At 73.0% G+C, this 23998-nt stretch carries 22 protein-coding genes; 10 read left to right on the top strand and 12 right to left on the bottom strand.

Going from position 1 to position 23998, the window contains the following annotated elements:
• Window positions 1-102: 102 nt before the first annotated feature.
• Window positions 103-1557 (top strand): aldehyde dehydrogenase family protein, encoded by a 1455-nt coding sequence (locus tag ACLZOT_RS13080; protein ID WP_416969000.1) that lies wholly within the window; start codon window positions 103-105, stop codon window positions 1555-1557.
• Between the two features lie 86 nt (window positions 1558-1643).
• Window positions 1644-2717, top strand: a complete 1074-nt coding sequence (locus ACLZOT_RS13075) for an NAD(P)-dependent alcohol dehydrogenase (protein WP_416968999.1) — start codon at window positions 1644-1646, stop codon at window positions 2715-2717.
• An 8-nt stretch (window positions 2718-2725) separates the two neighbouring features.
• On the opposite strand, the gene ACLZOT_RS13070 is transcribed toward ACLZOT_RS13075, so the two are convergent.
• The 3 genes from ACLZOT_RS13070 to ACLZOT_RS13060 all read right to left on the bottom strand — a co-directional run bounded on the left by ACLZOT_RS13070 (window position 2726) and on the right by ACLZOT_RS13060 (window position 4270).
• On the bottom strand, window positions 2726-3289 hold the full coding sequence (locus ACLZOT_RS13070; RefSeq protein WP_416968998.1) for a TetR/AcrR family transcriptional regulator: 564 nt from the start codon (window positions 3287-3289) through the stop codon (window positions 2726-2728).
• Window positions 3286-3648 (bottom strand): DUF1304 domain-containing protein, encoded by a 363-nt coding sequence (locus ACLZOT_RS13065; protein ID WP_416968997.1) that lies wholly within the window; start codon window positions 3646-3648, stop codon window positions 3286-3288. The genes ACLZOT_RS13070 and ACLZOT_RS13065 overlap by 4 nt, the downstream gene beginning before the upstream one ends.
• Before the next feature lie 178 nt (window positions 3649-3826).
• On the bottom strand, window positions 3827-4270 hold the full coding sequence (locus ACLZOT_RS13060) for a nitroreductase family deazaflavin-dependent oxidoreductase (protein ID WP_416968996.1): 444 nt from the start codon (window positions 4268-4270) through the stop codon (window positions 3827-3829).
• 236 nt (window positions 4271-4506) lie between these two features.
• Between ACLZOT_RS13060 and ACLZOT_RS13055 the strand changes: the two genes are divergently transcribed.
• Together ACLZOT_RS13055 and ACLZOT_RS13050 are read left to right on the top strand one after the other, a co-directional pair.
• Window positions 4507-5703 carry a cytochrome P450 gene (locus tag ACLZOT_RS13055; protein WP_416968995.1) on the top strand — a complete coding sequence of 399 codons (1197 nt, stop codon included), beginning with the start codon at window positions 4507-4509 and terminating at the stop codon, window positions 5701-5703.
• A gap of 12 nt (window positions 5704-5715) precedes the next feature.
• Window positions 5716-5904, top strand: a complete 189-nt coding sequence (locus tag ACLZOT_RS13050; protein WP_416968994.1) for a ferredoxin — start codon at window positions 5716-5718, stop codon at window positions 5902-5904.
• On the opposite strand, the gene ACLZOT_RS13045 is transcribed toward ACLZOT_RS13050, so the two are convergent.
• On the bottom strand, window positions 5891-6799 hold the full coding sequence (locus tag ACLZOT_RS13045) for a hypothetical protein (protein WP_416968993.1): 909 nt from the start codon (window positions 6797-6799) through the stop codon (window positions 5891-5893). The genes ACLZOT_RS13050 and ACLZOT_RS13045 overlap by 14 nt on opposite strands.
• Before the next feature lie 177 nt (window positions 6800-6976).
• Here ACLZOT_RS13045 and ACLZOT_RS13040 point away from each other — a divergent pair, with 177 nt between their 5' ends.
• Entirely contained in the window at window positions 6977-7945 is a 969-nt protein-coding gene (locus ACLZOT_RS13040; protein ID WP_416968992.1) for an aldo/keto reductase, read from the top strand.
• 4 nt (window positions 7946-7949) lie between these two features.
• Here ACLZOT_RS13040 and ACLZOT_RS13035 read toward each other — a convergent pair whose 3' ends face one another.
• Complete coding sequence (locus ACLZOT_RS13035) at window positions 7950-8735, bottom strand: phytanoyl-CoA dioxygenase family protein (RefSeq protein WP_416968991.1); 786 nt, start codon at window positions 8733-8735, stop codon at window positions 7950-7952.
• A gap of 36 nt (window positions 8736-8771) precedes the next feature.
• Between ACLZOT_RS13035 and ACLZOT_RS13030 the strand changes: the two genes are divergently transcribed.
• Window positions 8772-9668: a helix-turn-helix domain-containing protein gene (locus ACLZOT_RS13030; RefSeq protein WP_416968990.1), complete on the top strand. Its 897-nt coding sequence runs from the start codon at window positions 8772-8774 to the stop codon at window positions 9666-9668.
• On the opposite strand, the gene ACLZOT_RS13025 is transcribed toward ACLZOT_RS13030, so the two are convergent.
• Genes ACLZOT_RS13025 through ACLZOT_RS13015 form a run of 3 tightly spaced genes read right to left on the bottom strand, consistent with a single transcriptional unit; the run spans window position 9646 to window position 12378 of the window.
• Window positions 9646-10233, bottom strand: coding sequence for a histidine phosphatase family protein (locus ACLZOT_RS13025; RefSeq protein ID WP_416968989.1), 588 nt, complete (start codon window positions 10231-10233; stop codon window positions 9646-9648). The genes ACLZOT_RS13030 and ACLZOT_RS13025 overlap by 23 nt on opposite strands.
• A gap of 1 nt (window position 10234) precedes the next feature.
• A complete protein-coding gene (locus ACLZOT_RS13020) occupies window positions 10235-11794 on the bottom strand; it encodes a pyruvate, phosphate dikinase (protein WP_416968988.1) in 1560 nt (519 codons plus the stop codon).
• On the bottom strand, window positions 11791-12378 hold the full coding sequence (locus tag ACLZOT_RS13015; RefSeq protein WP_416968987.1) for a transcriptional regulator: 588 nt from the start codon (window positions 12376-12378) through the stop codon (window positions 11791-11793). Before ACLZOT_RS13015 ends, ACLZOT_RS13020 begins: the two co-directional genes overlap by 4 nt.
• 91 nt (window positions 12379-12469) lie before the next feature.
• Between ACLZOT_RS13015 and ACLZOT_RS13010 the strand changes: the two genes are divergently transcribed.
• The gene (locus tag ACLZOT_RS13010) at window positions 12470-13522 is read left to right on the top strand and encodes a TetR family transcriptional regulator (RefSeq protein ID WP_416968986.1); all 1053 of its coding nucleotides are present in this window, start codon (window positions 12470-12472) and stop codon (window positions 13520-13522) included.
• A gap of 78 nt (window positions 13523-13600) precedes the next feature.
• Here the strand turns inward: ACLZOT_RS13010 and ACLZOT_RS13005 are convergent, their stop codons facing one another.
• Window positions 13601-14695: a sensor histidine kinase gene (locus tag ACLZOT_RS13005; RefSeq protein ID WP_416968985.1), complete on the bottom strand. Its 1095-nt coding sequence runs from the start codon at window positions 14693-14695 to the stop codon at window positions 13601-13603.
• On the bottom strand, window positions 14692-15354 hold the full coding sequence (locus ACLZOT_RS13000) for a response regulator (RefSeq protein WP_416968984.1): 663 nt from the start codon (window positions 15352-15354) through the stop codon (window positions 14692-14694). Before ACLZOT_RS13000 ends, ACLZOT_RS13005 begins: the two co-directional genes overlap by 4 nt.
• A gap of 252 nt (window positions 15355-15606) precedes the next feature.
• Here ACLZOT_RS13000 and ACLZOT_RS12995 point away from each other — a divergent pair, with 252 nt between their 5' ends.
• On the top strand, window positions 15607-16887 hold the full coding sequence (locus ACLZOT_RS12995) for a DUF418 domain-containing protein (protein WP_416968983.1): 1281 nt from the start codon (window positions 15607-15609) through the stop codon (window positions 16885-16887).
• A 33-nt stretch (window positions 16888-16920) separates the two neighbouring features.
• Window positions 16921-18054, top strand: coding sequence for an ABC transporter substrate-binding protein (locus ACLZOT_RS12990; protein ID WP_416968982.1), 1134 nt, complete (start codon window positions 16921-16923; stop codon window positions 18052-18054).
• A 351-nt stretch (window positions 18055-18405) separates the two neighbouring features.
• On the opposite strand, the gene ACLZOT_RS12985 is transcribed toward ACLZOT_RS12990, so the two are convergent.
• The gene (locus ACLZOT_RS12985; protein WP_416968981.1) at window positions 18406-20319 is read right to left on the bottom strand and encodes a right-handed parallel beta-helix repeat-containing protein; all 1914 of its coding nucleotides are present in this window, start codon (window positions 20317-20319) and stop codon (window positions 18406-18408) included.
• Between the two features lie 483 nt (window positions 20320-20802).
• On the opposite strand from ACLZOT_RS12985, the gene ACLZOT_RS12980 reads away from it, so the two are divergent.
• Window positions 20803-22602, top strand: a complete 1800-nt coding sequence (locus ACLZOT_RS12980; RefSeq protein ID WP_416969072.1) for an RICIN domain-containing protein — start codon at window positions 20803-20805, stop codon at window positions 22600-22602.
• A gap of 50 nt (window positions 22603-22652) precedes the next feature.
• Here ACLZOT_RS12980 and ACLZOT_RS12975 read toward each other — a convergent pair whose 3' ends face one another.
• Window positions 22653-23903, bottom strand: coding sequence for an SLC13 family permease (locus ACLZOT_RS12975; protein WP_416969071.1), 1251 nt, complete (start codon window positions 23901-23903; stop codon window positions 22653-22655).
• Window positions 23904-23998: the final 95 nt, after the last annotated feature.

The raw sequence follows: 23998 nt of genomic DNA, 5'->3' as shown, positions 1-23998 counted from the left end.
TAAACCATTGACAGGAAACCTGTCTGTAAAGAGACTGCGAACCACCAGGAATCCTGTCGGTTCACGACGCGGCGACGGCGCCGCAAGACCCGAGGAGTGGCGATGACCGCCTTCCAGATCGACCCCGGGCAGCTCTTCATCGGGGGCCAGTGGCGGGAATCCGCCGACGGAGCGCGCGCCGAGGTGATCGACCCCTCCAGGGGCCGCACGGTCACCACGGTCGCCGAGGCCGGCCCCGCCGATGTCGACGCCGCCGTACGCGCCGCCCGCGAGGCGTACGAGACCGGACCCTGGGCCCACCTCACCGGCCGCGAACGGGGCCGCATCCTGCTGCGCGTCGCCGAGCTGATTCGGCAAGAGGCCGACACCATCGCCGAGTTGGAGAGCCTCGACGTCGGCAAGCCCATCACGCTGGCCCGCGCCGTGGACGTCACCAACGCCGCCAACGACTACGAGTACTACGCCACCCTCGCCTTCGCCCTCGACGGCTCCGCCCGCGAGACCCAGCACAACGCCCACGCCTACACCCGGCGCGGCCCCCTCGGCGTCGTCGCGGCGATCACGCCGTTCAACTTCCCGCTGATCCTGGCCGGTTCGAAACTCGCGCCCGCACTCGCCGCCGGGAACACGGTCGTTCACAAGCCCGCCGACGAAACCCCCCTCAGCGCCCTCTACATGGCGGGCCTCCTCCAGCGCGCGGGCGTCCCCGACGGCGTCGTCAACGTCGTCACCGGCACCGGACCCATCGCCGGCGAAGCCCTCCTGCGCCACCCCGGCATCGACAAGGTCGCCTTCACCGGGTCCACGCAGATCGGCAGGCACGCCGCCGCCATCGCCGGACAGGCACTGAAACCGGTCACGGTCGAACTGGGCGGAAACGCGCCCCACCTGGTCTTCGAGGACGCCGACCTGGAGAAGGCCGTCGGCGCGATCATCAAGGGATTCGTCTTCAACACCGGCCAGTTCTGCATGGGCGGCCCCCGTCTCCTGGTCGCCCGTTCGGTCTGCGCCACGCTGCTCAACATCCTCGCCGAGGCGGTCCCCGGCATCCCGGTCGGCGACCCGCGCGACCCGGCGACCGTCGTCGGCCCGCTGACGGGGGAGCGGCACCTGCGCAAGGTCGAGGAGTACGTCGACCTCGCCCGCAAGGACGGCGGCCGGATCGTCTGCGGCGGCGAACGCCTCGACCTGGACGGCGGCTACTACTACCGGCCGACCGTCATCGCCGACCTCCCCAACGACTCGCGCGTGATCCAGGAGGAGATCTTCGGCCCCGTCCTCACCGTCCAGCCCTTCGACGACGAGGACGAGGCGGTCGCCCTCGCCAACTCCACGCCCTACGGCCTGGCTTCGGGCATCCAGACCGGCAGCCTCGCCCGCGCCCACCGTGTCGCCGACCGCCTCCAGGCGGGCATCGTCTGGATCAACGACTGGGCGATGCTGGACCCCGCGGTGCCGTTCGGGGGTGTCAAGGACTCGGGGTTCGGGCGGGAGTACGGGCCGGAGGCGCTGGCGTCGTATCTGAAGACGAAGTCGGTGGTCGTGTCGCTGGACTGAGGGAGCCGCCCTCGCCCCGTGAGGCAACGCCGCCCCGTGCGGCAACCCCGCCCCAACCCTCCCTCGACATGCAGGAGTTCACCCCCATGCCCCTCACCACCAGAGCCGCCCTCGTCGAGTCCGGCGGCGCCCCCTTCACCTTCGCGGACGTCACCCTCGCCGACCCGGGCCCGAACGAAGCCGTCGTCCGTGTCGTCGCCGCCGGCCTCTGCCACACCGACCTCGGTGTCGCCTCCGGCGGGCTGCCGTTCCCCCTGCCCGGGGTGCTCGGGCACGAGGGCGCGGGGATCGTCGAGTCCGTCGGCGCCTCCGTCACCTCCGTCGCCCCCGGCGACCACGTCGTCCTCTCCTTCACCTCCTGCGGAACCTGCCGCAACTGCAACGGCGGCCACCCCGCCTACTGCGCCGACTGGCTCCCCCTGAACCTCCTCGGGGGCCGCCGCGCCGACGGCACCGCCACCATCACCCGCGACGGCGAGGAGATCGGCGGCCACTTCTTCGGGCAGTCCTCGTTCGCCGAACGGGCGTTGGTGGACGAGCGCAGTCTCGTCAAGGTCGACCCGGAGGTACCGCTCGCCTCGATCGCCCCGCTGGGCTGCGGAGTCCAGACCGGCGTCGGCGCCGTCTGGAACGTCCTGAAGCCGGAGCCGGGCAGTACGGTCGTCGTCCTCGGCGCCGGTGCCGTCGGACTCTCGGCGGTGATGGCCGCCGCGCTCTCCCCGGCCACCGAGATCGTCGCCGTCGACCGGGTGCCCGAACGGCTCGACCTGGCCCGGGAGTTGGGAGCGACCCGCACCCTCACCGACGTACGCGAAATCACTCAAGCCGACGGGATCGTGGAGACGACCGGCAGTACGGCCGTGCTGCGGGCCGGTGTCGACGCGCTCGCCGCGCGCGGCACTCTCGTCGTCGTGGGGGCGCCGCCCTTCGGGACCGAAGTCGCCCTGGACGTCAACGGGTTGCTCACCGGGAAGCGGGTCGTCGGTCTCACGCTCGGGGACAGCGAGACGCAGAGCCTCGTGCCGACGCTGGTCGGCCTGGTCAAGTCGGGGCGGCTGCCGCTGGAGAAGCTGATCGGGACGTACGGATTCGAGGACATCGGGCAGGCGGTGAAGGACATGACCGAGGGGCGGACCGTCAAGCCGGTGCTGCTCTTCTGAACCAGGCGTCAGCGGCTGGCGTGCAGCGCCACCAGCAACTGCCATATCTGGTCGGCGATCTGACGGGGTGTCCCCTCCAGCAGCCCGTGCAGCCAGTCACCCAGCACCCCCGCGAAGGTCGCCGCCACCGCCGACGCCACCAGCGCGGCGTCGGCGGCCCCCGCCCGCTCCCGCTCGCGCAGGCTGTACGCGCGCAGGTCCCGGTGCAGGACCAGTCCCAGCGGCCCGCCCCCGCCCGGCGTCAACAGCCGCCGGTACAGGGCGAGATGGGGAGTGAGGGAGGCGAAGAACTCCGGCAGCGCGTCCGGCGCGCGGACCGGATCCGGCCGCCCCTGCCAGGAGTGCAGCGCCTCAACCGCCTCCCGGACGACGTCCGCGCACGCGTCGACCGCGAGGTCTTCGAGGTCGGTGTAGTGGACGTAGAACGTGGCCCGCCCGGCACCGGCCCGCCGCACCAGCGCGGCCACGCTCACCTCCTCCAGCGGGCGCTGCGCGCACTCCGCGAGCAGCGCCGCCCGCAGCCTCGCCCGGGTGCGGGCGGCCCGCGGGTCCTCGGGCGCGGCGCGGGTCACTGCGCGATCAGGACGGCGGCCAGGGCGATGGCGCCGGGCAGTGCCTGCGCGAAGATGATGCGCCGGTTCGCGGTCGCCGCGCCGTACACGCCCGCGACGATCACGCAGGACAGGAAGAAGACCTGTGCGCGGAAGCCGGTCGGGTCGTCGGCGATCAGGCCCCAGACCAGGCCCGCGGCGAGGAAGCCGTTGTAGAGGCCCTGGTTGGCCGCGAGCTTCGCGGTCGTCTCGGCCAGCTCCGGGCCGAAGCCGTGGAAGCGGCGGCCCGGCGGCTTCTGCCACAGGAACATCTCCAGCACCAGGATGTAGGCGTGCAGCAGGGCGATGAGCGCCACCAGTACGTTCGCGACCGTTTCCATGACCTTTTCCGGCTCCCTCGACTCAGAACTTCCTGGACACCTGTCCACTATAGCTGGACAGGCGTCCAGGAAGTCACCTGAGGGCATGGGAAAGCCCCGCCGCGACGGGGGAGCGCGGCGGGGCCCGTAGACCGCGTTCCCGGCAGGCGGGCATTCACACCTGCCGGGCCGGGGGTTTCTACGCCTGCGGCTCCAGCACGAACACGGGGATCTCCCGGTCCGTCTTCTCCTGGTACTCCGCGTACGGCGGGTACGCGGCGACCGCCCGCTCCCACCACGCGGCCTTCTCCTCGCCGGTGACCTCACGGGCCGTCATGTCCTGCTTGGCGGGCCCGTCCTGGAGCTCGACCCGCGGATCGGCCGTGACGTTGTGGTACCAGACCGGGTGCGTCGGGGCGCCGCCCTGCGAGGCCACCAGCGCGTACCGGCCCTCGTGCTCCACCCGCATCAGCGGCGTCTTGCGGATCTTGCCGCTCTTCGCACCCCGGGTCGTCACCACGATCACCGGCATCCCGGTGTCCATCAGGGTCGTCCCCTCGGTCCCGCCGGACTTCTCGTACAGCTCCACCTGCTCCCGCACCCACTGCGTCGGGCTCGGCTCGTACTCGCCTTCGAGCGGCATGACAACCATCCTCTTCGTCAAGTCGTACGACGTGCTCACGTGTCGCACCATGGGGAACACACGTGTCCTTCGAAATCATCCTCACAGGCCGCACCGGTCACCGCCCCGTCCGCGGCGCAGTGTTCCGGCCAGATCACCGTCCCCGCGCATCTGGCCGAAGTCGACGTCGCCCATTAGATGCTTGGGGCATCTAATGGAGAGCCGGTACGTCGCAATCCACTTTCTGCGAGGTCTCCATGACACGACCGGCACCCCTCGCCTTCCCTCAGGACCGCACCTGCCCCTACCACCCGCCCACCGCCTACGACACACTCCGCACCGGCCGCCCCCTCACCCGCGCCACCCTCTACGACGGCACCACCACCTGGCTCGTCACCGGCCACACCCTCGCCCGCACCCTCCTCGCCGACCCCCGCCTCTCCTCCGACCGCACCCGCCCCGGGTTCCCCGGCACCAACCCCCGCACCAAGGCGCTGAGCGACCGCCCGATCCCGATCCTCGGCGTCGACGACCCCGAGCACCGCACCCAGCGACGCATGCTCCTCGCCGACTTCACCCTCCGCCGTGCCGAGGCGCTGCGCCCCGCCATCCAGCGGATCGTGGACGACCGCATCGAGGCCCTCCTCGCCCAGGGACCGCCCGCCGACCTCGTCTCCCTGTTCGCGCTGCCCGTGCCCTCGATGGTGATCTGCGCCCTGCTCGGCGTCCCCTACGCCGACCACGAGTTCTTCGAGGAGCAGTCCGGACGCCTCCTGCGCAGCCGCGACGAGGCCGAGGCACGCACCGCCCGCGATCACCTGCGGAACTACCTGGGCGACCTCATCGACCGCAAGCGGGGCGGCCGGCCCGGCGACGGCGTCCTCGACATGCTCGTCCACCGGCGCCTCGAAGACGGCGAACTCGACCGCGAGGACGTCCTCGACATGGCGCTCATCCTCCTCGTCGCCGGCCACGAGACCACCGCCAACATGATCTCCCTCGGCACCTACACCCTCCTCGGCCACCCCGACCGCCTCGCCGAACTCCGCGCCGATCCCGCCCTGTTGCCGGACGCCGTCGAGGAGCTGATGCGGATGCTGTCGATCGTCGACGGCCTCCTGCGCATCGCCCTGGAGGACATCGACATCGACGGCACGACGATCAAGGCAGGCGAAGGCGTCGTCTTCGCCACCTCCGTCGTCAACCGCGACACCACCGCCTACGACGACCCCGACGCCCTCGACTTCCACCGGCCCACCCGCCACCACGTCTCCTTCGGCTTCGGCATCCACCAGTGCCTCGGCCAGAACCTCGCCCGCGCCGAACTGGAGATCGCCCTGCACACCCTCTTCGAACGGCTCCCCGGCCTGCGCCTCGCCGCCCCCGCCGAGTCGATCCCCTTCAAATCCGGCGACACGATCCAGGGGATGCTGGAACTCCCCGTGACCTGGTAGGAGGCTCCGGAGATGCGTATCGACATCGACACGGACGTCTGTATCGGCGCCGGACAGTGCGCCCTCACCGCACCCCAGGTCTTCACCCAGGACGACGACGGCTTCTCGACCCTCACCGACGACCACGCGGACCACCTAGCGGACCCCCTGATCCGCGAGGCGGCCCGCGCCTGCCCGGTCTCCGCGATCACCGTCGGCTAGCGGGACACCCCACGGCCGGGCCCTCCAGCATGCCGCCCGTGTAGAGGGCCTGGCCGCGCGGCATCCAGTACCCCAGCTTCGACACGACCGGCGCGCAGCGTTCCCCGGCAGCCACCTCGACGACCACCGTGGACGGGTTGCCGGGCTGGAGGTCGGTCAGCGCGCAGTCCAGGGCGTACGCGGTCCGCGCCCGCTCCGGATACCGGCCGACCAGCGGGTTCACACACCGCGGGTCGGACGTCGTGAGCGTCGTCCCTTCTGCGCCGATCACCCCGAACCGCCCGCTGCCGTCGCCGAGTTCGCTGTCCCGGGAGACCGTGTACGTCAGGGTCGTCACCGAGCCCTGGGCGAGCGTCCGCCGGTCCACCTCGATCCGGTGCGTCGGCTTCGGTGCGGGCGCGGTGAAGGTCAGCCGCGCGCGGACCGTGCCCGCGAGATCGACGCCGGCGGGCACGGAACGGACCTTGACCGTCGCCGTCACGTCGTACGTCCCCGGCCCGGGGTACGGGGTCGAACCCGGCAGCGTTCCCGAGGCGACCTCGACGCCGTCGCGGCTCGCGGTCCAGGTGCCGGAGGTGAGACACACGGGCCGGACGCCGGGGCGCCGGCAGGTCGCCGGGGCCGACAGGGCGGTGATCGGCGTGCCGGTGCCCGCACAGAGACCGACCCGCGCGAACTGCCCGCCGGGCCCGCGGAGGGTACCGGCCGGGGAGCACAGGGTGGCGGGGGACTCCGGGGAGGCGGGAGCCGCGTACGCCGCCGAAGGCACCGGCGCCCGCCCGGCTCCGTACGCCGCCGGAGCCGTACGTCCCTGCGGGCCCTGCCCCCACGCCGCCGCCCCGCACAGCAACGCCCCCGCCACCAACACCCCGAACCCGACCCGACGTACCCGCACCGCGGCCTCCCGTATCTCTCACCGGCCCGGTGCCGGTCGCCGGACCGAGGATGCGCACGGCGCCGGAGGCCCGCGCCGCTCCCACGCCGGGCCGTCACCTGAAATGCCTTGCGGACCGGCGACGACGCGGACGTACGCTCCCCTGTGTCACCCCCTCCGACGGCAGGAGCAGCAGCGATGCAGTACGTGAAGCTCGGTTCGACCGGCCTGGACGTCTCCCGGATCTGTCTCGGCTGCATGACGTACGGCCTCCCGGACCGCGGCACGCACGAGTGGACCCTCGACGAGGAGGCGTCCCGCCCGCTGATCCGGCAGGCCCTGGACGCCGGGATCAACTTCTTCGACACCGCGAACGTCTACTCCGACGGCACCAGCGAGGAGATCGTCGGCAAGGCCCTCGCCGACTTCGCGGCCCGCGACGAGATCGTCCTCGCCACGAAGGTGCACAACCGGATGCGCCCCGGACCCAACGGCGCCGGCCTCTCCCGCAAGGCGATCCTCACCGAGATCGACCACAGCCTGACCCGCCTCGGCACCGACTACGTCGACCTCTACCAGATCCACCGCTTCGACCCGCACACCCCGGTCGAGGAGACGATGGAGGCCCTGCACGACGTGGTGAAGGCGGGCAAGGCCCGCTACATCGGGGCGAGTTCGATGTACGCGTGGCAGTTCGCGAAGATGCAGCACGCGGCGGAGCGGAACGGCTGGACGCGCTTCGTGTCGATGCAGAACCACTACAACCTCGTCTACCGCGAGGAGGAGCGCGAGATGCTCCCCCTCTGCGCCGACCAGGGCGTGGGCGTCATCCCGTGGAGCCCGCTCGCCCGGGGCCGCCTCACCCGCGACTGGGACGCGGCCACCGGCCGCAGCGCCACCGACGCCTTCGGCGCCACCCTCTACCAGGACGGCGACCGCGCGATCGTCGAGGCCGTGACCCGCATCGCCGAGGCGCGCGGCGTCCCCCGCGCCCGGATCGCGCTGGCCTGGCTCCTCCACCAGGACACGGTCACGGCCCCCATCATCGGCGCGTCCAAGCCGGCCCACCTCGACGACGCGGTCGCGGCCATCGAACTGGAGCTGACCGACAAGGAGTTGGCGGAGCTGGAGCAGCCGTACACCCCGCACCCCATCGCCGGTCACTGACCCCCTAGTGGGGCCCCTGCGCCGCGAACTCCGTGCCGCAGGGCCCCGCCCCCTCGCTCTCGGCCAGCACCACCCGCGCCCCGTCCATCTCGATCGTCCGGTAGTACGCCCCGATCCGCTCCGTCGACCGCCCCACGTAGTGCCCGATGAACGACCGCCGGAACCGGTCGGCCGTCCGGTTCGGCTGCGACCCGTGCACGAGACTGCCGTTGAAGAACAGGACGTCCCCGGGCGCCATGTCGACGGGTACGGCGGACAGGCCCGGCGGCGGCGCGACGTACTCGCGCGCGAACGACACGGACTCGTCGGCCTCCTCCGGGCAGAACAGGTCCAACAGGTGGGTGCCCGGAACGACTTCGAGCCCCCCGTTCTCCCGGTCGATGTCGTCGCAGGCCACCCACGCGGCGACGCACGTCCCCGGCTCGACCCGCAGATAGAAGTTGTCCTGGTGCAGCGCCTGACCCCGCGCCCCCGGCGGCTTGAAGTAGAACATGCTCTGCGCCGCGAGCACCTCCTCGCCGAGCAACTCCTCAAGCACGCCCCGCAGTCGGGCGTCCAGCAGCATGCCCCGGGCGGTCTCGTTGATCTCGTGCGGCTGCATCACCCGCGGGTACGCGTCCAGCGGATCGTCCCCGGCGCGCGGCCGGAAGTGCCCCGGCACCTCCCGCCCCGCCGCCTGCAACGCCGCGAACTCGCCGCGCACGCGCTCGACCTCGTCGTGGGAGAAGAGCCCCCGCACGACCGCGTACCCGTCCTGCCGGAACCGGTCCAGAATGCCTGTGACTGTCATGGCACAGGAAACTAGGCCGGAAATCGCCGAAGGAGGATGCCCGTGCGTGCTGAGGAGTTGACCGAGACTGCTGCGGACCCGTCCCCGCCGCCGGGGCTCGTGGTGGTCGGACGCTTCCATCAGGAGCCGGGGTACGCGGTCAACCGGCCCGCCGGGTCCGACAGCTGGCTGATCCTGTGGACCACGGGAGGCGCGGGCCTGGTGGGGCAGGGGCGTACCGAACTCCCCGTGGCGGCCGGTGACTTCGTCCTCCTCGCGCCGGGTGTCCCGCAGCGGTACGCCGTCCGGCCCGGCGCCCCTTCGTGGCAGTTCTGGTGGGCCCACTGCCAGTTGAGACCGTCGTGGCTGCCCTGGCTCCGCCCGTACGACGCCGGCGACGGCGTCCATACGACCGGACCCGTGCCCCAAGTGCTGCGCGGGCGCGTCGAGTCGGCGTTCCGGCGGATGCTGGACGACGCGCGCTGGACGGGCGGCGAACCGGTCAGGTCGGCCGACGAGGTGGCCGTCGCGCACAGCGCCGTCGCGCGCGAACTCGCCCTGTGCGCACTGGAGGAGGCGGTGCTGCTGGCCGCCGCCTCCTCAAGTCCCGTACCGGCGGGGGCCGATGAGCGGATCCAGCGGGCCCAGACGCTCATCGCCGCCGACCCCGGGGCCCCGCACACGGTCGCCTCCCTCGCCGGAGCCGTCGCGCTGTCACCCTCGCGGTTCGCCCATCTGTTCACCGAGCAGCTCGGGGTCTCACCGATGCGGGCCCTGCGGGAGGCCCGGCTGCGGCACGCCGCGCGGCTCCTGGAGAGCACCGGGCTGACGGCCGAACGGGTCGCGGCGGCCTCGGGGTTCGCGAGCGCGTTCCACTTCAGCCGGGCGTTCCGGGAGCGGTACGGGGTGCCGCCGGGGGAGTACCGGGGTCTCAGGGACGGACGCCGCCGCTGAATCCCGTCCAGCGCAGGTCCTGCGGCAGGTGGCCCATGTCGTTGAAGAGGAGGACCGCCGGGGGCAGGCCGTCCCGGTACTGGATCGTCGTCAGCGCGGTGTTTCCGCAGTTCAGTCCGGACCAGCGGGCCGGCGGCGCGTCCAGGGCGTGGCGCAGGAGCCAGGCGACCTGGAAGGCGTGCGTGACCAGCACCTCGTGGGTCTCCCGTTCGGCGGGGCGCGCGAACCTCTCGATCAGCGCGTCCGCCAGCCGCCGCCCCTCGGCGGCCTCCTCGCCGCCGAACCCGTCGAAGAAACCCGCGTACGCGGGCGGCATGTCCTCCGGGACGTACGGCACATGGTCGGTCAGCTCGGGCGCCTCCCGCACGGGGGCGTCCGGGAGGTGGGTGCCGAGGATCTCGGCGGAGCGCTCCGCGCGGGGGAGGGGCGAGTGCCAGACCGCGTCGACCGGCAGCGCGGACAGGCGCCGGCCGAGTGACTCGACCTGTCGCTGACCGGTCTCGGTGAGGTGCCCGAAGGCGTCGGCTTCGCCGTGCCGGACGACGTGGAGGTGGCGGGTGGGCATGTCAGAGGGCTCCTAGCGTTCGGCGGGCGTCTTCGAGGCGCTGGACGTCGTCACGGGGCGTGTGGTTCCCGGAGACGTCGTCCGCCCAGGCGAGCAGGCGGTGTACGTGGTCGTCGGCGGCGCCGGTGACGACGCGGGGGGTGCCGAGGACGACCTCGCCGGTGGTGCCGTCGAGGGTGACGAGGGTGCCTTCGGGGAGGGGCCGGGCGAGGGTGCTGACCTGGGGCTCGATCTCGGTCTCGGTGAGGTTCTCGGCGTCGGTGCGGCTCTCGGCGTCGGTGCGGCTCTCGGCTTCGGTCATGGCGAAGCCCTGTGCCCCGACCACCGCCGGTTTGCCCAACGCCCGTGCCACCACCGCCGCGTGGCTCGCCGGGCCGCCGCGCTCGGTGACGATCCCGGCTGCCGCCGCGATGCCCCGCAGGTCGTTCGGGGAGGTCTCGGGGCGGACCAGGACGACGGGGAAGTCCCGCGCCATGCGGACCGCCGCCTCCGTCGTCCTCGCGATCCGGCCGACCGCGACGCCCGGACTGGCGCCGACCCCCCGGGCCACTACCTCCTTGGGCCCGGCGATGCGCGGCGTACGGACATGGGCGAGGCCGCGGACCCGGCGCAGCGCCTCGTGCCGGTCGATGACGCCCGCCTCGGCCAGCTCCACGGCCGTACGGACCGCCGCCGCGTTCGTGAACCGGCCCGGTCTGACCTGGAGCAGCCACAACTCGCCGGACTGGAAGGTGAACTCGGTGTAGCAGGCGTCGCGGTAGCGCGCCTCGACCCGGCGCAGGGCGTCGAGCAGCTCCGCCCACAACGCCGGTTCCCGGTCGGCTAGTTCACGCAGGGGGCGGGTCGGGCGCGTACCGGAGACGACGTCCTCGCCCTGCGCGCGGAACAGGACGTCGCCGTACGGGGTGTTCTCGCCGGTGTTCGGATCGCGGCTGAAGGCGACGCCGGTACCGCTGCGGGGGTCGCGGTTGCCGAAGACCATGGCCTGGACGACGACGGCCGTGCCCAGGTCGTGGGGGACGGCGTGGAGGGTGCGGTATGTGTGGGCGCGGGGGGACCGCCAGGAGGCGAAGACGGCTTCCACGGCCCGGGTGAGCTGGGTGGGGGCGTCGTCGGGTACGGGGGCCGATGCCGATGCCGCTTTCGCGTAGCTCGTGAGGAAGCGGTTCCGGGAGTCCCGGGCGAACCCCTCGTCGCCGGTCTCGGCCGCCAGGCCCGCCGTGGCGGCGCTGGTCAGACCGAGGCCGAGCACCGTGTCCATCATCCCCGGCATCGACACCCCCGCCCCGGACCGCACGGACACCGCGAGCGGCCCGCGCGAGCCGCCGAAGACGCGGCCGGTGGCGTGTTCGAGCCCGGCGACCCCCTCGGCCAGCTCCTCGCGCAGCCCGTCCGGGAGCCGCCCCTCGCGCAGGAAGGCCCGGCACGCGTCCGCCGTCACGACGAACGCGGGCGGCACCCGCAGCCCGAGCCGGTGCAGCAGCGCGAGGCCGAGCGCCTTGCCGCCCAACTCGTCCTTCTCCCCGGCGAGTTGTGCCGAGACCGGGCGGACCCACCTCATCGCGGCAGCCCCAGCGTGACGAGCAGATCCTCGTGCAGCTCCGCCCAGATCGTGTGGTACGACGCCGTGCTGTCCGTCACGAACTCCCGTTCACCGCCCACGGCCCGCTCCAGCGCGCCGGTCAGCCGGACCCGGTAGCGGCCGAACCGGGGGAGCGCCGCCGCGAGTTCGTCACCCACGGGGGCGAACCGCCGGTCCAGGTCGACGAACCGGTCGAGGACCCGGGCGTCGTACGCCGGGTCGGTGTGGTCGTTGACGCTCAACGTGCCGTTCTGCGGGCGCAGTTGCCAGGCCGTGCACAGGTCGAGCAGCTCGGGGTTGAGCACCAGGAACTTCTGGAACGCCGCCCGCAGCCTTTGCCGGGCGCCGGACGATTCGAGTTCGGCTGTGACCCGGCGGACGTTCTCCGCGCGGCCCGCTTCCGTGAGGCTCCAGGCGTCGTAGGAGCGGGTCACGAACCCCTCGACACCGAGGTCGATGAGCGCGGACTCGACGTCCGGTTCGGTGAGGCCGGTGAAGGCGCCGATTCGGGTGGGGGTGGCGGCTCCGGCACAGCGGAGGGCGTGCAGGACGGGGAGGGGCATGGGTGGCCTCTTGGATGGTGTGCGTTTTCGGATGACGTCAACATCTGGATGGTCCCGGTATCATGGCACAGCCCGAACCGAAGGGGACACCATGGCGAGACTCACCCGCGCCGAGCAGCAGCAGCGCACCCGCGCCGCCGTACTCACCGCCGCCCGCGCCGAGTTCACCGAGCACGGCTACGCCGAGGCCAAGATCGACCGCATCGCGGAGCGCGCGGACCTCACGCGGGGCGCGGTGTACTCCAACTTCGCGGGGAAGCGGGCGCTGTACCTGGCGGTGCTGGCGGCCGACGCGGAGAGCTCACGCTCGGCTGCCCGACAGCCCCTGAGATCACCGGAGTCGACGGGCGAGGCGCTGGGCGCGTTCGCCCGAGTCTGGCTGGAACGCCTCCCCCTGGCCGGTGACACCCCGGCGAGCGGACACCTCCAGCTCCGCTCGCTGTCGGGGGTCGTCGACACGGAGCCGATGCGGGCAGCCCTGGCCGAACTCCTGCGCCTGGAGGCGCTGTTGCTGGCGCTGTCCCTGGACGCGGAGAGGCCGCCGGTACGGGTGGCGGACCTCGCGCTGACACTGCTGCACGGCGCGGCGGGGCTGGCGGAGAACGCGCCGGGGGCGGGGGACCCGTTCGATGTGGCGCGGGCGGCGGAACACCTGGCGGATCTGCCGCTGGACGCCGACGAACCAGCACCGCACTTGGCGTTCACAGCTCCGGCACGCGAGGTGGGGGATGCCTGGACGCCGCCCACCGGGGCGCGGGACGAGATCACCGGCGAGCCGGTCGACCTGGGGGACGACGGAGTGGTGGTCGTCCTGGGGGCGGGGCGGCTGAGCGCCGTGGGGGAAGCGGCGATGGAGGGAACGACGTTCGTCGTGGTGACCGCAGACCCCGCAGAGACCGGCAGCCTGGTCCGACTACGGATCGCGGACGTTGTGGCGTGCCTGCGCCGAGTGTTCGCCCCCGCGGACCTGCCTCGCATCCGGATTGTTCTGGACGGGGAGGGCGCAATGCTCGATGCGCTCGACACTGCGGCGGTCGATGACCACACGGAGACCGCGGTACGCATCCACAACGGCCGGATCACCCACCGGGCGGAGGGCCACGGGGCGGGACACGCCGTGACCAAAGTAGATACGGTTCGGTAGCTCTTTCCGAGGGGCGCGGGGCTGTATCCGATGTGCGGCTACCGCCGCGTGAGCGCGACCCGCAACCTCTGGCGGCACCTACAGCGGCGCGCTCATCCGCACCTCGTACCCCCCGTCCGCCGTCGGCCCCGCCGTGAACGTCCCGCCCAGCAGCTCCGCCCGCTCCCCGAGCCCGATCAACCCCTGATGCGCCCCCGGCAGCGGCAGGGAGCTGCGCGTCGCCGGTGTGTTCGTGACCGTCACCCCGAACGTCGACGCGTCGTGCCACAACCGGACCGTCGCCCGGGCCCCCGGCGCGTGTTTGCGGACATTCGTCAGCGCCTCCTGCACGGTCCGGTACACCGCCCGCTGGGCCGTCGTGCTCACCTGCCCCGGCAACTCCCCGACCAACTCGGTCTCGATGCCGCTCCCGGAGACCAGCCGCTGGAGATCCGTGAGCGTCGGCTGGGGCGTCAGCTCGGTGGCCCGCCCCCCGGACGCCCGCAACAGCGTGACCATGTGCCGCAGTTCGTCGAGCGTGTCGACACTGAGCGACCGGATGGCCCGCACCCCCTCCCGGAACTCGGGGTCCTTCGCGGCGACTTGCAGGGCCCCGGCCTGCACGGCGATGAGACTCACCTGATGGGAGACGACGTCGTGCATCTCCCGGGCCAACTGGACCCGCTCGCGCGCGAGTACGGCCTGCGAGTGCAGCAACCGCTCGTGCTCCCGGGCCTCCTCGATCTCCACGAGCCGCCGGGCGAGATCGCGCCGGGCCTGGAGGAGCTGCCCGAGCAGGACGGGCGCGACGGCGGTGGCGAGCATGTAGAAGAAGTAGACGACGGTCCACGTACGCTCGTGCTGGGACAGGCTGTCGAGCGGCCAGGGTGTGGCGGACGCGAGGGCGAACAGCACCGCGCACAGCCCGAGCAGCCGCCGGTCGCGGGAGCGCTCGGCGAGGGTGAACAGCGAGGCGAACGGCGCGAACACGATGTCCTGCATGACGGTCGCGGGAATCGTCAGCAGGAACACGGCGAGCGGGAACCGCCGCCGCAGCAGCAGCCCCGAGCAGGCGAGGGCGACGACCGCCAGGGCGAACGGGCTGTCGTCCTCCAGGTTGATCCACATGTCCGCGGCGGCGATGACGACGACCAGGGCGTCGACGACCCGCTCGGACGGCCGGGGCCACCTCATCGGCCCGGCTCGCCGCCACGCGTGTCCAGCAGCCCCGCCCGCTGGGCGAGCAGCGCGGCCTGCACCCGGCTGCCCACGCGCAGCTTCGTGAGGATCGCGCTCACATGGTCCTTGACCGTGCCGGCGCTGAGATGGATCCGCGCCCCGATCTCCGCGTTGGACAGCCCCTCCGCGACCAGCACGAGCACCTCGCGCTCCCGCTCGCTCAGCAGCCCCACCCGCCCGGCGTCCTCGTCGGCCCCGGCGGCGGGCCGCCCGCGCCACACCGCGTACGACGCCTTCGGCGACATCACGACCCCGCCCGCCGCGAGCGTCCGCACCAGCTGCGCGAGCTGATCCGGCTCGGTGTCCTTCAGCAGGAACCCCGCCGCGCCGGACTTGAGGGCGGTCACCACGTAGTCGTCCGCGTCGAACGTCGTCAGCATCGCCACGACCGGCGGCTCGGGCAGCGCCCGCACCTGGCCGAGGACGGTCAGGCCGTCCACGTCCGGCATCCGGATGTCCAGCAGCACCACGTCGGGCCGCTCGCGCCGGACCGTCGCCACCGCCTCCGCGCCGGTCGCCGTCGCCACGACCTCGATGTCCTCGGCCGCGTTGAGGATGAGCCGGAAACCGGACCGCACCAGGGCCTCGTCGTCCACCACCATGACACGGATCACGTGCGTCCCGCCTCGTCGTTCTGGGTTGTGATCGTCGCCGATCGACTGAACCGTCACAGCCGACCGTAGAGGGCGAAACGCCTCGTCGCAGAGGGTACGGGACACAGTCCCGCCGGTCGGGGGGAGAGGACCAGCCGCCCGGGGGGTCCGGCGGGGCGCCCCCGCCCGGCGGGGGTGGACCCGCCGACCGGCGGGGGGTGTCCGGACGACTGCCGGATACTGCCGCGGCCCTGCGCGCAACAGCCTGAAGGCATGACCCAGAACGCAGACCGCACGACACTCACGGACCGGGCCGCCGAACCGGCTCCCGGGTGGGCCGAGCAGCCCGCGCGCCCCTCCACCGGCCGCCTGATCGGCGTGGACCTCGCGCGCGGCCTCGCCGTCTTCGGCATGTACGCCGCCCACGTCGGCCCCGACCCCGCCCAGGGCGGTTTCGTCGGCCACCTGATGGAGCTGGCGCACGGCAGGGCCTCCGCGCTGTTCGCGTTCCTGGCCGGCTTCTCGATCATGCTGATCACCGGCCGGCGCACCCCGAAGACCGGCCGGGCCGGACGCCAGGCGGTCGCCAAGGTCGTCATCCGGGCCGTGATCCTGCTGGTCCTGGGCACGCTGCTGACGATGAGCGGCACCCCCGTCGAGGTCATCCTCGCCTTCTACGGCCTGTACTTCCTGCTCGTCCTCCCGCTGTACCGGCTGCGCGCCCTGCCCCTGGCGATCATCGCCGCGGCCGGCGCCCTGGTCCTGCCGCAGGTCCTCTACGTCGTCCAGCACATCCTGGTCAACCACGAGCCCGGCGCCCTGCTGACCTGGCCCGCCGATACCGGCGGCGTCGTCTCCCTGCTGTTCTCCGGCAGCTACCCGGCGCTGACCTGGATCCCGTTCGTCATCGCCGGGATGGCCGTGGCCCGCCTCGACCTGGCCGCCGCCGTCGTCCGCACCCGCCTCGCCCTCACCGGCGCCGCGCTCGCCGTCCTCGGCTACGGCGGCTCCTGGCTCGCCCTGCACCTCGTCCCCGGCGCGCTGACGCGGCTGGGCGAGAGCGGCTGGGGCGACTGGGCGAAGGGCGGCTCGGGCTCGGGTATGGGCTCGGGCGGCTTCGGCGGGGGTACCGGTGGCTCGGCGGCGTCCGCCTGGTGGTCGGACACCTGGGGCTACCCGACCGGCGACACCCCCTACGGGCTGCTGGTCGCCTCCCCGCACAGCGAGACCACCCTGTCGGTCCTCGGCAACACCGGGGTCGCGCTCCTCGTCCTGATCGGCTGCCTCGCCGCCGTCGACGCCTTCCCCCGCTTCCACCGGCTCGTCAAGCCCGTCATCGCCGTCGGCTCGATGTCCCTGACCGCGTACCTCTTCCACATCGCCGGCATCCACGTCCTCGGCATCGAGGAACTGCCCGGCTCGCCGCTGCACGTCCTGCTCGGATTCCTCGTCGCCGTCACCGTGTTCGCCGCCGTGTGGGCCCGGTTCTTCCGGCGCGGCCCCCTGGAGTGGCTCCTCGGCAAGGCCACCAAGCCCGCCGAACTCGTCCGCTGACCCCCGCCCCCACGACCCTCCCGGAGGCCGCTCATGCTGCTCAACCCGCTGACCAAGCCCAAGCAACCGACCCCCCTGCGCGGCACCCTCGTCATCGCGACCCTCGCGACGAGCGTCGCCGCCGTCGGGCTCGCCTTCGCCGCCGCCACCCGCTCCGAGGCCCGGCCCGCCGACGAGGAGACGAAGAGCCTCGGCCAGCTCTACGCCGCCGCCAAGGCCGAGGGCGGCAGGCTCGTCGTCTACGCGGGCGGTGACTGGAAGGACCAGCAGGACGACACGAAGAAGGCGTTCGAGCAGCGCTTCCCCGGGGTCACGGTCGACATGGTCGTCGACTACAGCAAGTACCACGACGCCCGCATCGACCACCAGATCGCGACGAAGAGCCTCGTCCCCGACGTCGTCCAGCTCCAGACGCTCCAGGACTTCGACCGGTGGAAGCGGCAAGGCGTCCTGCTGCCCTACAAGCCCGCCGGGTTCGACCAGGTGCACGCCGGGTTCAAGGACCCCGACGGCGCCTGGGTCGCCACCGACGTGTTCGCCTTCGGCGCCGCCTACAACCAGCGGGCCGTCGGCGGGGACGCGCCCCGCAGCGTCCGCGACCTCGCCGGTGCCCGCTGGAAGGGCAAGGTCGCCTCCGCCTATCCGAACGACGACGACGCCACCCTCTTCCTCTACAGCCGGTACGTGAAGGCGTACGGCTGGGAGTGGCTCGACGGCATGGCCCGCAACACCGAGTTCCTGCGCGGCTCCGACTCGGCCGGCACGCTCATGGCCGAGGGCAAGAAGGCCATCGGCCTCGGCGGCTGGGTCACCCCCGGCGCCGAGGGCAGCATGCTCCCGAACACGCCCGACCCGTTCGTCGCCTGGGGCCAGCGCGAGGCGATCCTCAAGACGGCCCGCCACCCCGCCGCCGCCAAGCTGTTCCTCAACTGGCAGCTCTCCAAGGAGCGCCAGACCAGCGACGCCTGGTCCGTCCGCACCGACGTCGCTCCGCCGACCGGCCTGAAGCCCGTCTGGCAGTACAAGAACGCGAACCTCGACGCCTTCCCCGCCTTCATGGCCGACCGCACCGCCGCCGAACGCCTCCGCCAACAGGTCACCCTCTACATCGGCGAGGTCCAGGGCGCCCCCACCCCCGGCCACCTCGGCACCCACCCGGGCCGCTGACCGAACCGCGACCTCGCGACCGCCAGGGGTGGGCCGGGTCCGCACCTCGGCTGCCAGCCCCGTCAGTTCCCTGCTCCTGGCCGGGGCCGGGGCCGCGGTCGGGGCTGGGGTCGGGGCCGACCGGGCGCTCCCGCCGGCTGCTGCTCCTGCCGATACCCCCACCTGCCCCGGGCCGTCGGCCCCGCCAGATCCCTGGCCCCGCTCCGGGCCGTCTCGGCTCTCACCCGGGCCGTCGGCCTGCCGGAACTCTGGCCCTGCTCCGGGCCGCCTCGGCCCCAACCCGGGCCGTCGGCCCCGCCGGATCCCTGGCCCCGCTCCGGGCCCTCTCGGCCCCCACCCCGGCCGTCGGCCTCATCGCACCCCCGCCCCCGACCCCAGTCCGAGCCCCCGGCGCCATTCCGGCCGGGGCCCGGACTGGGCCAGTACCGCCGCGCATCGGCGGTCCGCCGCGCAGGCCCGTCCCGGATCCGTCGCCGGCAGCAGCGTGTTCGCGGTGAACGTCAGCTCGTGCGGGTCCCCGCAGCCCTCCTCCGGGTTCGCCGGGTCGGCGGGGGGCCAGGCGCCGGGGTAGGGGCGCCGTGCCACCCAGTCGGGGACCGCGTCGTCCCAGAAGTTGCCCTGGTAGCGCACGTTGCGTACGGGCCGCCCGCCCCACTCCTCGCTGCACCCGCCGATCGACGCGACGTAGTCGTACACGGCGTTGTCGGCCACGGTCACCCAGTTCGTGCTGTCGTCGGTGTAGATCCCCACGTTCCACACCCCGTACCGGCTCCCGGTCACCGCGTTCCCGCTGATCACCGCCCCGTCCGCGAAGGACCGGCCCTGCTCGCCCCGGAGATAGATACCGCCCCCGTCGACCAGTACCTGGTTGGTCGCGAAGACACGGTTGCCGATGATCCGGTTGCCCCGCATGATCCCGCGCAGATCGTCGGCGGGCCCGGAGAGGATGCCGGTGTAGGGCACATGGTCGACCTGGTTGTGCGCGAGGGTCGTCCCCCGGGTCGCCGAGTCCCAGATCGCGGAGGACGCGCGGTACTCCCGGCCGGTGTGGTGGATCCAGTTGTCCGTGACGCGGTTCCCGCTGTTGACCCCCTTCTCCTCGGGCGGCAGCACTCCGAGCGCGATCCCGCCGTCCGACGTGTCGCTGATGACGTTCCCGACGACCGAGCTGTCCGAACTGTCCCTCAACTCCACGGCCTGCGCCCCGAGATGCGTGAACCGGTTCCCCGTCAGCGCCACCCGCTCCACATCCCGGAACGCCACCGCCCCCGGCACGGTCCGCAGCTTCCCGTCCGGCCGCAGATACATGCTCCACGCCGCCGGGAACCCGGCCGGCTCGCTCGGCGCCAGCCACGTGGCGTACGCGAACGTCAGCCCCCGGAACGCGACATCACGCACCCCCGCCCCGGAGACCAGCGCCTGAAGCACCGGCGCGACCACCCGCGCCCGGCGCATGTCCTCCCCGGCCCGCGGCACGTACAGCAGCGCGTGCCGCCCGGGACGGGACCGGTCCAAGTACCAACTCCCGGGCCGCGCACGGAAACCGGGCGAGTTCTCCACGGCCACCGGCTCCGCCAGCAGCTCGTCCGACGCGTACAGCTCCCGCACCAGCGACCAGCACGGCTCGTCCATCGTGATCGCCGTACCGCGCCCCGCCCGGGCGACCCCCGCGACCCCGCACCGCCCCTCGACGTACCCCGACCGGTACACGAACTCCACATCACCCGGCGCCCGCCACCCCAACGGCGCCGAACTCCCCGTCACGTACCCGGTCTTCGTCAGCGTCAGCTTCCCGCCCGCACTCCCCGTGAACCGCTCCGCCCGCCGCCCCTCCACATACAGCTGCCGGGTCTCCAGCGCCCCCGCCTCCGCCCGCCACACCCCCTTGAACCGCGGGTCGGGCCGCCACCCCGACACCGCCCGGCCCCCGCTGAGCGTCACCCGCTCCGCCCGCGAAGTCCCGTACCCGTACGCCTGATACACCACCCCGGAGTCCGCCCGCGTCAGCCGCAGCGGCGCCCCGAGCGTGTACGTCCCGCCCCGCAGATTGACCACCGTGCCCGCCCGCCCCCGAGCCTCCCGCTGCGCCCGACCCGGCGTCGCGAAAGGCTGCCGGAAGGTGCCCGGCCAGGAGTCCTTGCCCCACGGCGCGACATACAACTGCCGTGCGACGGCCGCCGCTCGGGACGGCACCGAAAGCACCGCCGCCACGACCGCCAGCACGAGCGCCGCCACGAGACCTGCCCTGCTCCACGTACGCACCATCACCGTCCCCGTCTCCTCGACACGACCTGCGTGATGAACCCGCCTCCACCGTCCCGCCCGACCCCGGCCCGCCACATCGGCCGATCGGCCATCCCCGTTCGCCCGGAGTAGGCAATCCCGCGACCGAAGTCGACGCCGTCTCCACCTTTCGGCCGATACGCCCACCCCCATACACCGGCCCCTGAATCCGGCATTCCGGTTGGAACGAAACAGCGAAGTCCGTCGCCAATCATCTTGAAAAGAAAAGCAGTTCAGAGGACGTGACCACAAAACGCTCACCATTCGGCGAGATCTCTTGTTCCGCCTCCACGGCCTGTGCAAAGGTGTGCCTGTCAACGCGCCGAGACGCGTTCTCCACCTCCACGTACGCGCGAAGGCCCCCGGCCGGTTCCGTACATCTCCCCCGGGAGGAATCCAACCGTGACAGAAGTGGGTCAGCCGAATTCCCCGACTTCGCCCCGGCGTTCGAACGCGACGGACGAAATGCTGAGCGCGGAACTGAAAAGCTGGGAAGGAGCGGGGCCCGCACTGCACCCCGTGGGCGAACTCCTCGACCGGCACTGGGAAGCGGCCTTCACGTACGCGCGCCTGTGCGCCGACGGCGACCGCGCCGCCGGCATGCTCACCACCGCGGCCTTCACCCGCCTCTTCGGCGAGTCCCTGCGCCACGACGGCCCCACCGCCGCCTGGCGCCCCCACCTCCTGGTCACCGTCCGCCGCATAGCCGCCGAGTGGTCCACCGACGGCCGCCGCGACCTCCTGCACCCCGCCCTGCGCGTCGAGGACGCCGACCTCCTCGCCGCCCGGCTCCTGCCGCCCCTGAACAGACGGCTGCTGTCGAGATCGTTCCAGCGGCTCTCCCCGGCCTCCCGCTGCCTCCTGTGGCACGTCGAGGTCGAGTCCGAGCCCATCGAGGCCCCCGCCTCCCTGCTCGGCTTCGAGACCGAGGCCGCCCGCGTCGAACTGCGCCGCTCCCGCGAGCGCCTGCGCGAGGAACTCCTCCAGTCGCACCGCGAACTCGCCGTCGAGGAGGAGTGCCACCGCTACGACCGCCTCCTGGACGTCACCAGCCGCCGGGGCGACGGCCTGGACGGCGACCTGCGCGGCCACCTCGACCGCTGCCGCCACTGCGCCTACACCGCCGACCAGTTGGCCTGCTTCACCGAAGGCCCCGCCCTCGGCACCGCCCTCGCCGAGGGCGCCCTCGGCTGGGCCGCGCACGCCTACCGGGACGCCTGCGCGGGCACGCCCGAGGAGCCACGGCACCAACCGGCCCTCCCCGGCGAGGACTTCCAGGCCCCCGGTGCCCCCGCACCGAGCACCGACCTCGTCGTCGTCCCCGGCGTCGGCTCCGCGCGCGCGGTCCGCAAGGCCCGCCGTCGCGCCCGGCGCCGCAACCTCGCCGCGGCCGTCCTCACCGTCAGCGGCCTCGTCGCCCTCCCGCTCGCCGTGTGGTCCGCGACGGGCTCCGGCGGCGGCACCGACCAGGCGGGCGGGAGCGCCGCGTCACCGCGCCCCGGCAAGGACACCGCCGGGAACGGCCCCTCCTGGGTCGACGCGGGCGACTCCGTCCAGGGCACCCTGCGCGGGCGCCTGCACAACGTGTTCTCCGGACAGTGCATCGGCATCAAGGGCGCCAAGGCCGTCGAGGGCGCCGAAGCCGTCCTCGGCGCCTGCTCGTCGGTCGCCTCGCAGCAGTGGTCGTACGAGACGAACGGCCTCCTGCGCAACGGCCTCGCGCCCGACCTGTGCCTCGACTCGCACCTCGGCTACACGGTCCGCCTCACCTCCTGCACGGACGCCGGCACCCAGGAGAGCAGCGTCCGCTACGACTTCACCCTCCAGGGTACCCTGGTCCCGCGCTGGAGCCAGGACCTCGCGCTCGCCCCCGCCGCGACCGACGGCTCCGGCGCGCTCGTCGCCAAGTCCCGCGCGGAGAGCGCCGCCCAGCGCTGGGTGATCGACACCTCCAAGCCCGACCTCCAGATGCAGATCGTCAACTGGGACACCGCCCAGACCCCTGCCAAGACACCGGCCACCCCCAAGAAGGCGGCCCCGCAGCCGACCCCCACACCGGCACCCCCCAAGAAGACCACCCCGAAACCCACCCCCACGCCCACCCCGACCCCGCCCGCGTCGAACGCCCCGCCGCAGACCCAGTGCTCGTACGCCAACCCGTACGCCTGCGGCTGGGGCACCGGAGGCGGCTACGGCGGCGGATACGGCTACGGAGGCGGTTACGGCTGGGGCGGAGGCTACGGGTACGGCGGCTACGGCCGCTGAGCCGGCACAAGCCCTGTCACCGCCGACGCCCCGCGCAGGCGGTGACCCGGTCACACGACCTGGAGCGCCCCCCACAGCGCCACCACCGACGCGACCAGCGACGCCGGCACCGTCAGCAGCCCCAGCCGGGTGAACTCGCCGACGTCCACCCGCTCCTCGTGCCCGTGCACCACCCGCCGCCACAGCAGCGTCGCGAGGGAACCGGCGTACGTGAGGTTCGGACCGATGTTCACGCCGAGCAGCACCGCGAGCACCGCCCCGGGACCCGCCGGGGCGGCCAGCGGGGCCAGCGCCAGGACGGCGGGCAGGTTGTTGATCAGGTTCGACAGCAGCGCGGCCACGGCGGCGAACCCGAGCAGCGCGAGCAGCCCCGAACCACCCGGCAGCACCTGCCCGAGCGCGTCCCCGAGCCCGTTGTCGACGACACCGCGCACGACGATGCCCAGGGCGAGCACGAACGCCAGGAACCCGGGAGCCGCCGCCCGCACCACCTCGCCCACCCCGGCCTGCCGCCGCACCAGCGCCCGCACCGCCAGGACGAGCGCCCCCGCGAACGCCACCCACGCGGGCTCGATCCCCACCGCCGACGCCACGACGAACCCGGCGAGCGTCGCCGCGACCGTCACCAGCGCGAACATCGGCACCTCGGGCGCGGGCCCCGTGTCCTCGACGGCCTCCAGGTCGGGCAGGTCGGCGGCGAAGAACCGCCGCATGACCAGGTACTCCACACCGATCGCCACCACCCACGGCACCACCATCAGCGCCGCGAACCGCGTGAAGCTCAGCCCGCTCGCCGTGAACGCCAGCAGGTTCGTCAGGTTCGAGACGGGCAACAGCAGGGACGCCGTATTGGACAGATGCGCGCACGCATAGACATGCGGTTTCGCGCGCACCTGCAACCGGGTCGCCGTCGCGAACACGACCGGCGTCAGCAGGACCACCGTCGCGTCCAGGCTCAGGACGGCCGTGATGACCGACGCCAGCGCGAACACCGAGGTCAGCAGCCGCCGGGGCCGCCCGGCAGCGCGCCGCGCCAGCCACGCCCCGCACGCCGTGAACAGGCCCTCCACCGCGCAGAAGTGCGCCAGCACCAGCACCGCCGCCAGGAACCCGATCACCGGCCCCAGCCGCTCCGCCTCCTCCCACGCGTCCCCGGCGGAGATCGCCCCGAGCGCGACGACCAGCACGGCCGCGGGGACCGCCACCAGTGCCTCCGACCTCCCGGAGGGCCGCAGCACCGCCCACCCGAGCGAGACGGCGAGCAGGACGGAGGACAGGGACACGGCGAGCGCGGTGTTCAGGGCGGTTCCTTAAGAGATGCACGAAGAGCGATGTACGAAGAAGCGGGCAACCCCTCATGAAAACAGGCCACGGTAAGAGCGGCACCGGCGCCCCC

Origin of the sequence: Streptomyces sp. 4F14 (genome assembly GCF_048159485.1) — a bacterium.
Lineage (GTDB): Bacteria > Actinomycetota > Actinomycetes > Streptomycetales > Streptomycetaceae > Streptomyces.
Note: the sequence above shows the minus strand (reverse complement) of the source record. Positions and strands in the feature narration are given on the sequence as shown.